At 72.3% G+C, this 8,286-nt stretch carries 7 protein-coding genes and 1 pseudogene; 5 read left to right on the top strand and 3 right to left on the bottom strand.

Translation table 11 applies throughout. The features are described 5' to 3' along the window. Positions 1-325, bottom strand: a pseudogene (locus HYE82_RS30595) (hypothetical protein); the annotation flags it as partial. Between the two features lie 314 nt (positions 326-639). On the opposite strand from HYE82_RS30595, the gene HYE82_RS30590 reads away from it, so the two are divergent. Both HYE82_RS30590 and HYE82_RS30585 read left to right on the top strand, forming a co-directional pair. Then, complete coding sequence (locus HYE82_RS30590; protein ID WP_179177445.1) at positions 640-1,470, top strand: SAM-dependent methyltransferase; 831 nt, start codon at positions 640-642, stop codon at positions 1,468-1,470. Between the two features lie 143 nt (positions 1,471-1,613). Then, a complete protein-coding gene (locus tag HYE82_RS30585; protein WP_179177446.1) occupies positions 1,614-3,734 on the top strand; it encodes an EAL domain-containing protein in 2,121 nt (706 codons plus the stop codon). Between the two features lie 34 nt (positions 3,735-3,768). On the opposite strand, the gene HYE82_RS30580 is transcribed toward HYE82_RS30585, so the two are convergent. Beyond that, on the bottom strand, positions 3,769-4,839 hold the full coding sequence (locus HYE82_RS30580) for an FAD-dependent monooxygenase (RefSeq protein WP_179177444.1): 1,071 nt from the start codon (positions 4,837-4,839) through the stop codon (positions 3,769-3,771). Positions 4,840-4,944: 105 nt separating this feature from the next. On the opposite strand from HYE82_RS30580, the gene HYE82_RS30575 reads away from it, so the two are divergent. Beyond that, entirely contained in the window at positions 4,945-5,589 is a 645-nt protein-coding gene (locus HYE82_RS30575; protein ID WP_179177443.1) for a TetR family transcriptional regulator, read from the top strand. 73 nt (positions 5,590-5,662) lie between these two features. Here HYE82_RS30575 and HYE82_RS30570 read toward each other — a convergent pair whose 3' ends face one another. Beyond that, positions 5,663-6,544, bottom strand: coding sequence for a LysR family transcriptional regulator (locus HYE82_RS30570; protein WP_179177442.1), 882 nt, complete (start codon positions 6,542-6,544; stop codon positions 5,663-5,665). Between the two features lie 96 nt (positions 6,545-6,640). Between HYE82_RS30570 and HYE82_RS30565 the strand changes: the two genes are divergently transcribed. Then, entirely contained in the window at positions 6,641-7,345 is a 705-nt protein-coding gene (locus tag HYE82_RS30565; RefSeq protein WP_179177441.1) for a succinate dehydrogenase, read from the top strand. Between the two features lie 2 nt (positions 7,346-7,347). Continuing rightward, positions 7,348-8,286 (top strand): FAD-binding protein (locus tag HYE82_RS30560; RefSeq protein WP_179177440.1); only part of this gene is annotated, 939 nt, incomplete at its 3' end.

Genomic DNA, 8,286 nt, shown 5'->3' with positions numbered 1-8,286 from the left:
GGCAGGCCGGGGGAGGGGGCGGGCCGTGGTGTCGCCCGTGGCCCTTCCCGCGGCCCTTGTCGTGGCCCTTTCCGTGGCTGCCGCCGTGGCCGGTTCCCTGGCCCTTCCGGCGGTCCTCCGACGGACCGTCGCCGTGATCTGCGCCACCCCGGATCGCGGCGGAGGCCCCGCCGCCGGCGACCGCGACCGCTGACACGGTCGCCGAGCCGTTGCCGGTGCGGATCGTCGCGTAGGCGCAGCTATCGGCCACGGCCGGGGTGGCGGACAACGCCGCCCACAGCAGGGCAGGGGCCACCAGCAGGTGCCTGGCAGAGGCTCTGTTCACGCGGGGATCATGGGCTCGGGCGCGCCCGCGCACGCGGCGCTCGGCCCTGGTTCGCCTGAACGGGTGGCTGGGGGACCGTAGAGGTTTGAGCCACGAAACGGTGCGGCCCGGTCGTGAGGCTGTCACTACTCATAGGAGACTTGTCGGTTTCGGTCAATCATGGCGGCGGGGACCGCCGAGGTCTTTGGTGTGTGATGAAGAACGGATCACCAATTTCCGCTTTTGCTCGCTCCCTTGGGCAATGATCAGTACATTCGGCTCGGACAGGTGTCCGACCCCGGACAACCGCCACGGACTACGGCTTGGAGACCGCGATGGAGCGCCCCGCCTGGGCCCCGCCAGGGATCGACATATCGGTGCCGAGCGTGTCCCGGATCTACGATTACTACCTGGGCGGCTCGCACAATTTCGAGGTCGACCGCCAGGCCGCCCGCCGCGCCATGGAATTCACCCCGGGACTGCCCAAGATCATGCAGGCGAACCGGGCCTTCATGCGCCGCGCCGTCCGCTACGCCGTGGACCGGGGCGTCACCCAGTTCCTCGACATCGGTTCCGGCATCCCCACCTTCGGCAACGTCCACGAGGTCGCCCGGAAGGCCAGCGAGGAGGCCCGCGTCGTCTACGTCGACCACGACCCGGTGGCCGTCGCGCACAGCAAGGCCGTCCTGGCCGGCGACGACAGCGCCGGGGTCATCGCCGCCGACCTGCGCAAGCCGCAGGACATCCTGGGCTCCTCCGAGGTCGCCCGGCTGCTCGACCTCGAACGCCCCGTCGCCCTGCTCCTCGTCGCCGTCCTGCACTTCCTGGAGGACTCCGACGACCCGTACGCCGCCGTTGCCGAACTGCGCGACGCCCTGCCCTCCGGCAGCCTGCTCGTCCTCACCCACGCCTCCTACGAGGGACTGCCGCTGCCCGAGGAGACCGCCAGCGGCATGGTCGACGTCTACCGGGACATCCGCAGCCCGCTGGTGATGCGCAGCCGCGAGCAGGTCGCCCGATTCTTCGACGGGTTCGAACTGGTCGACCCCGGGCTCGTGTCGATGCCGGACTGGCAGCCCGACGGCATCGCCGCCCCGCAGGACGGAGAGATGCCGGAGGACCCCTACGCCTACGCGGGCTTCGGCGGAGTGGGACGCAAGGCGTGAGATCCCCGGCCGCGGTGCCTCCCGGCACACCGACCCCGAAGAACGCGCGCACAGCGCAGGGCGCACCCCTCCAGGGCCCGCCACCGGGCCCGTCGACGACCTCGGCGGGCCCCGCCGCGCCGAGCAGCGGGCTCGAGGACCGGATCGGGCGCTTCGCCACGATCTGGGGCCGCGCCATCTTCCCGTTCACGGCGACCTCGCTGACCCGCGTCGAGTTCGAGCAGCACCTGGTACCGCTCACCCGGACGCTCACCGAGGCCCTGCACGCCCGGCCCTTCGACGCGGCCGCCGCCCAGCAGGTCGGGGCCGGCCTCGTCGCCGTGCACTGCACCGACCCGGAGGCACTGGCCGGCACGCTCGGCGTGGTCGAGTCGTACCTCGTGCTCTACTGCGGCCCCGACGGCATCGGTGTGGAGGGCGCCGAGGAGTACCGGTCCCGGTGCGCCCGGCTCCAGCACCAGATCGCGGCGGGCTTCGCCCGGGCCCTGCGCGAGCGCACCCTGAAGGAGCAGGAGGCCATCGCCCGCTCCGCGCTGACCGCCCGTGTCGACGCCCAGCAGGCCCTGCACGCGAGCGAGGAGCGCTTCCGGGCGGTATTCGAGGGCGCGGCCGTCGGCATCGGCATCGCGGACCTGGACGGCAACGTCCTGGAGGTGAACGACGCGCTGCTGCAGATGTTCGGCGGGATGGGCGGGCACGTCCACGGCCGCAACGTCAGCGAGTGGGGGCACCCCGACGACGCCCCGCAGGTGTGGCGGATGTACGGCGAGCTCGTGCGCGGCGAACGCGAGAGCTACCACGTGGAGAAGCCGTACTACCGGCATGACGGAACCGTCCTGTGGACCAATCTGACGGTGTCGCTGCTGCGCGACGCCGACGGCACCCCGCAGTACCAGCTGGCACTCATGGAGGACACCACCGAGCGTCGGCTGCTGAACCTGCGGCTGCGCTACGAGGCCACCCATGACGCGCTGACCGGACTGCCCAACCGGACCCTGTTCTTCGAACGGCTGGAGAAGGCCCTGAGCGGGCTCGGCGGCACCCGGTTCGGGCTGTGCTACCTCGACCTCGACGGGTTCAAGGCGGTCAACGACAGCCTCGGCCACTCGGCGGGAGACCGGCTGCTGGTGGAGGTCGCCGACCGGCTGCAGAGCTGCGTCACCGGCCAGGGCGAGGTCGTCGCCCGGCTCGGCGGCGACGAGTTCGTGGCACTCACCACCGGCCCGGACACCGAGGAGAAGGTGACCGAACTCGCCGTCCGCATCCTGTCCGCCCTCTCGGCGCCGATCCGCATCGAGGGCCGGGAGCTGTCGGTGCGCGGCAGCATCGGCATCGTCGAGGGCCCGGCCGGGGAGCGCACCCCGGCCGAGGTGCTGCGCAGCGCCGACATCACCATGTACCGGGCGAAGGCGGCCGGCGGCAGCCGCTTCGAGTTCGCCGACGCGGAGGCCGACGCCCGGGCCATCACCCGGCACGGCCTGACCAACGCCCTGCCCGCAGCGCTGGAACGCGGTGAGTTCTTCATCGAGTACCAGCCGCTGGTCCACATGCACGACGGCAGCGTGCGCGGAGCCGAGGCGCTGGTGCGCTGGGAACACCCGCAGTACGGGGTCCTCGGCCCGGACCGGTTCATCCCGCTCGCCGAACGCACGGGGCTGATCGTGCCGCTCGGACGCTGGGTCCTGGAGGAGTCCGTCCGACAGGCCCGCACCTGGCAGCGCGAGCACGGCGGCTCGCCGCTGCGCGTCAACGTCAACCTCTCGCCGACCCAGCTGCAGCACCCCGGACTGGTCGCGGACACCGTCGCGGTGCTGGAGAGCGCGGGCCTCGCCCCGGGCGCCCTGTGCCTGGAGGTCACCGAGTCCGCCCTCATCGGCGCCGACGACGAGCTCCTCGAACCGCTGCACCGCCTCGCCGAACTGGGCGTGGACATCGCCCTCGACGACTTCGGCACCGGCTACTCGAACCTCGCGAACCTGCGCCGCCTGCCGGTCAGCGTGCTCAAGCTGGACCGCTCCTTCACCAAGGGGATGCAGCAGCAGCCCGCCAATCCGGTCGACGTCAAGATCGTGGAAGGCATCGTCGCGCTGGCCCACAGCCTCGAACTCGCCGTCACCGTCGAGGGCGTGGAGACCGGCGCCCAGGCGGCCCAGCTGCGGGCCCTCGGCTGCGACACCGCGCAGGGCTGGTACTACGCCCGCCCCGGCGCCCCCGACCGCATCCACGCCCTGTCCCTCTCCGACGCGGTCCCGACGCCCTCCTGACCGGCCCCGGCCAAGGCCGGGGCCGCCCGTGGCGCTACTCGATCCCGGCCTCGGTCCCCCGGCCGGGAGTGCGCACCGCCTCGACGACCCGTTCGTGCCGCCGGGTGGTGTCGGCCAGCACCTCGGCCGCGACCGGCAGCCGCTCCGCCTGGTAGGCGTCGAGTACCTCCGGACCGGCGGTCCCGCCGAGGGCGGAGGCCAGCGTCCGGGAGAGGGCCGCCGCGTCCTGGATGCCGGTGTTCATGCCGAACCCGCCGGCTATCGGGTGGACGTGGGCCGCGTCGCCCGCGAGGAAGACCCGGCCCTCGCGCATCCGGGCCGCCATGCGGACGTTGATCCGCCAGGACGAGAGCCACGTGGGGTCCGCCAGGCGGATGCCCGGCATCCGGGCGTGCCGGTCGAAGAGCCGCTGGAAGCCCGCCAGCGACGGCGGCAGCTGCCCGCCCTCCGCGTCCCGCTCCGGAGAGGCCTGCAGCTGGAAGACATCCGTCCCCGGTATCGGGCAGAGCAGGATCCCCGCCTCCTCCGAGGTGAACCACTGGTGCCAGTACTCCCGGCTGAGCCCGGGCGCCCGCACGTCTCCCAGCACCATTTCCTCCTCCTGCGCGGTGTGCCCCTCGAAGGGGATCCCGAGGAGCTTGCGCGTGGTGCTGCCCCCGCCGTCGCAACCGGCGAGGTACGCGGCCCGGATCACCGTGCCGTCCGCCAGTTCGGCGTCCACCCCGGACGCGTCCTGCCGGATCGCGGCCAGCCGGGATCCGTACTCGACGCGCACGCCGAGCCGGGCGAGCCGGTCGCGCAGCACCTCCTCGACCTGCCACTGCCCGATGAGCAGGCCGCCGCCGGGCGTGGGGGTGTCGCGCACGTGGGCGCCGTCGAAGTACTTGCGGAGCACCACTTCCTTCCGGCCGACGGCGGCCATGCGCCCGGCCACGCCCAGTTCGGCGAAGACCTCCAGGCTGCCGGGCTGCAGGCCCTTGCCGCGTGATTCGCGGTGCGGTTCCGCGCGCTGGTCCACGATCCGCACGCCGAGGCCGCGCCGGGCCAGGCCGCAGGCGAGCGTGAGCCCCGTCGGGCCGGAGCCCGCGATGAGTACGTCGGTCATCGGATGTCCTTTCCTCGTCGTTGCCTCAAGGAAAGCGGCTTGACCGAGAAAAAGCAACCCGGTTAAAAAAGTGACCTGGTCATGAAGGCGTGCTAGGCTGTGCCCATGGAGAACACGACGGGTCTGCGCGAGAATAAGAAGCTCCGCACGCGCCGCCAGCTGGCGGCGACGGCGCTGGAGCTCTTCCTGGAGCGGGGCTTCGACGCGGTGTCGGTGGCGGACGTCGCCGCGGCGGCCGAGGTCTCCAAGCCCACCCTGTTCCGGTACTTCCCGAGCAAGGAGGACCTGGTCCTCGACCGGTTCGCCGACCATCAGGACGAGGCCGCCCGCATCGTGCGCGACCGGCCCGCCGGCCAGACCCCGGTCGCCGCGGTGCGCGCGCACTTCCTGGCCGCGCTCGCCGAGCACGATCCGATCACCGGCCTGTGCGACCACCCCGAAGTGGTGGCCTTCCAGCAGCTCCTCCACGCCACTGCCAGCCTCGCGTCCCGGCTGAACCACTACACGGCCCGCGAGGTCGAACTGCTCGCCGCCGTCCTGGAGGCGGAATCCGTCCCGCCGCTCGCGGCGCGCCTGGCGGCGGCCCACCTGGTGACGGTCCGGCACGAGCTGGGCCATGAGAACTGGCGGCGGATCGCCGCCGGCCAGAGCGCCGACGAGGCCCATCCTGCGGCCGTCGCCGACGCCGACCTGGCCTTCTCCATGCTGGCCGACGGGCTCGACAAGGAGTTGCCCATACCCCGCGCCTGACAGCCGCCCGCCCCGGGCGGCGCCTTCGCCCCAGGCCGCGCCGTCGTCCCGTGCGGCGCCGCCGGCCCGCGGGTCAGCCGCCCAGCAGCCTGCGCTTGAGCTCGCGGGCCGCGCGCGGCGGGGCGACGTCCGTGCGGTGGGCCAGCGCGATCGTGCGGCGCAGTGGAGCACCCTCCAGCGGAGTGCTGCGCAGCCCCGGCCCGGCATGGCCGACGACCATCGCGGGCACCACGGCGACGCCGAGGCCCGCGCGGACGAAGCCCAGCACCGCGTCCATCTCGCCGCCCTCCACCGTGAACACCGGCTCGAACCCCTCCGCCCGGCAGGCCGCCACCGTCAGGTCCCGCAGGTCGTAGCCATGGCGGAACATCACCATCGGCTCGTCCCGCAGGCCCGACACGGTCAGCGGACCGCCGCCCCCCGGCGGCGGCAGCTGCGCCGAGGAGACCACCACCAGGTCCTCCGTGAGCAGCTCCACCGTGTCCAGCGCCGGCGCCGACGGAGGCAGCGGCAGCGCGATCAGGGCCAGGTCCAGGGCCCCGCGCGCAAGCTCCCGCACCAGATCCAGCGAACCGCTCTCCTCGATCAGCAGCTCGATCCCCGGATGCGCCGTGTGGAAGGCCCGCAGCACATCCGGCAGCAGGCCCGTGCACACACTCGGCGTGGCCCCCAGCCGGACCCGCCCCCGCCGCAGCTGCGCCAGCTCCTGCACCTCCAGCCGCGCGGTGTCCGCGTCCGCCAGGATCCGCCGCGCTAGCGGCAACAGCGCCTCGCCCGCGTCGGTCAGCGCGATGTTGCCCCGCGCCCGGCTGAACAGCTCCGCCCCCAGTTCCCGTTCGAGTGCCTTGATCTGCTGCGACAGCGAGGGCTGGGCCACGTGCACCCGCTCCGCCGCCCGCGTGAAGTGCCGGGTCTCCGCGACGGCCACGAAGTACAGGAGCTGTTGGAACTGCATCCCCTCACGGTAGCCGCTGGCATAGGACATTCCTATCGACATCAGCACCATCATGTCTTGGACCTCTCGGGGTGCCGGTCCCTACCGTCTTGTCCCATGGCTCTGGCAACGCGGACGGGCCGACCCCCGTCCACCACGCGCACGCTCTGGGAATCCACCGTCGGCAAGAAGGCCGTGATGGCGGCCTCCGGCCTGATCATGCTCGGCTACCTCGTCGTCCACATGATGGGCAACCTCAAGATCTTCTTCGGCCCGGAGGAGTTCAACGCCTACGGACGCTGGCTCCGACACATGGGCGAGCCCTTCCTGCACAGCCACTGGGGCCTGTGGGCGGCCCGCATCGTGCTGCTCGCCGCCGTCGTCGCCCACGCCGTGTCCGCCTACCAGCTCAGCCGCCGCGACATCAAGGCCCGCCCGGTCAAGTACGCCCACAAGCGCCGCCGCGCGAGCTACGCCACCCGCACCATGCGCTGGGGCGGCGTCATCCTCGGCCTGTTCATCGTCTGGCACCTGCTCGACCTCACCACGCTCACCGTCAACGAACGAGCCTGGGCCGGCCACCCCTACGAGAACGTCCTCGCCACCTTCTCCACCTGGTACGGCAACACCGTCTACATCACCGCGACGGCCGCCCTCGGCCTGCACGTCCGGCACGGCTTCTGGAGCGCCGCCCAGACCATCGGCGCGGGCAGCGCCCGCCGCGACCGCACCCTGAAGACCCTCGCCAACGCCCTGGCCCTGCTCCTCTTCGCGGGGTTCGTCTCCGTCCCCGTCGCCGTCATGACCGGAGTGGTGAACTGACCGTGAACGACTACACGCGCTACACCACCGGCGAGCCCCTCGCCGACACCAAGGCCCCGGCGGGCCCCATCGCCGAACGCTGGGACCGCCGCCGCTTCGAGGCCAAGCTCGTCAACCCGGCCAACCGCCGCAAGCACACCGTCATCGTCGTCGGCACCGGCCTGGCCGGCGGAGCCGCCGGCGCCACCCTCGCCGAGCAGGGCTATCACGTCGTCCAGTTCTGCTACTCCGACTCCCCGCGCCGCGCCCACTCCATCGCCGCGCAGGGAGGCATCAACGCCGCCAAGAACTACCGCAACGACGGCGACTCCATCCAGCGGCTCTTCTACGACACCGTCAAGGGAGGCGATTTCCGGGCCCGCGAGTCCAACGTCCACCGCCTCGCCCAGATATCCGTCGAGATCATCGACCAGTGCGTGGCCCAGGGCGTCCCCTTCGCCCGCGAGTACGGCGGCCTCCTCGACACCCGCTCCTTCGGCGGCGTCCAGGTCTCCCGCACCTTCTACGCCCGCGGCCAGACCGGCCAGCAACTCCTCCTCGGCGCCTACCAGGCACTGTCCCGGCAGATCGCCGCCGGCAACGTGGAGATGCGCGCCCGCACCGAGATGCTCGACCTGATCACCGTCGAGGGCCGGGCCCGCGGCATCGTCGCCCGAGACCTCGTCACCGGCGAGATCTCCACATACCGGGCGGACGCCGTCGTCCTCGCCACCGGCGGCTACGGCAACGTCTTCTACCTCTCGACCAACGCCATGAACTCCAACGCGACCGCCGTCTGGCGGGCGCACCGCCGCGGCGCGTACTTCGCCAACCCCTGCTTCACCCAGATCCACCCCACCTGCATCCCGCGCACCGGCGACCACCAGTCCAAGCTCACCCTGATGAGCGAGTCCCTGCGCAACGACGGCCGCATCTGGGTCCCCAGGGCCAAGGGCGACACC

Origin of the sequence: Streptomyces sp. BR123 (assembly GCF_013401435.1) — a bacterium.
Taxonomy (GTDB): domain Bacteria; phylum Actinomycetota; class Actinomycetes; order Streptomycetales; family Streptomycetaceae; genus Streptomyces.
This window is presented reverse-complemented; position numbering and strand designations above follow the sequence as displayed.

Coding starts and splice junctions, on each gene's coding strand:
- HYE82_RS30565 (WP_179177441.1), top strand. CDS start 6,641: ATGGCTCTGGCAACGCGGACGGGCCGACCCCCGTCCACCACGCGCACG.
- HYE82_RS30570 (WP_179177442.1), bottom strand. CDS start 6,544: ATGCAGTTCCAACAGCTCCTGTACTTCGTGGCCGTCGCGGAGACCCGG.
- HYE82_RS30580 (WP_179177444.1), bottom strand. CDS start 4,839: ATGACCGACGTACTCATCGCGGGCTCCGGCCCGACGGGGCTCACGCTC.
- HYE82_RS30575 (WP_179177443.1), top strand. CDS start 4,945: ATGGAGAACACGACGGGTCTGCGCGAGAATAAGAAGCTCCGCACGCGC.
- HYE82_RS30590 (WP_179177445.1), top strand. CDS start 640: ATGGAGCGCCCCGCCTGGGCCCCGCCAGGGATCGACATATCGGTGCCG.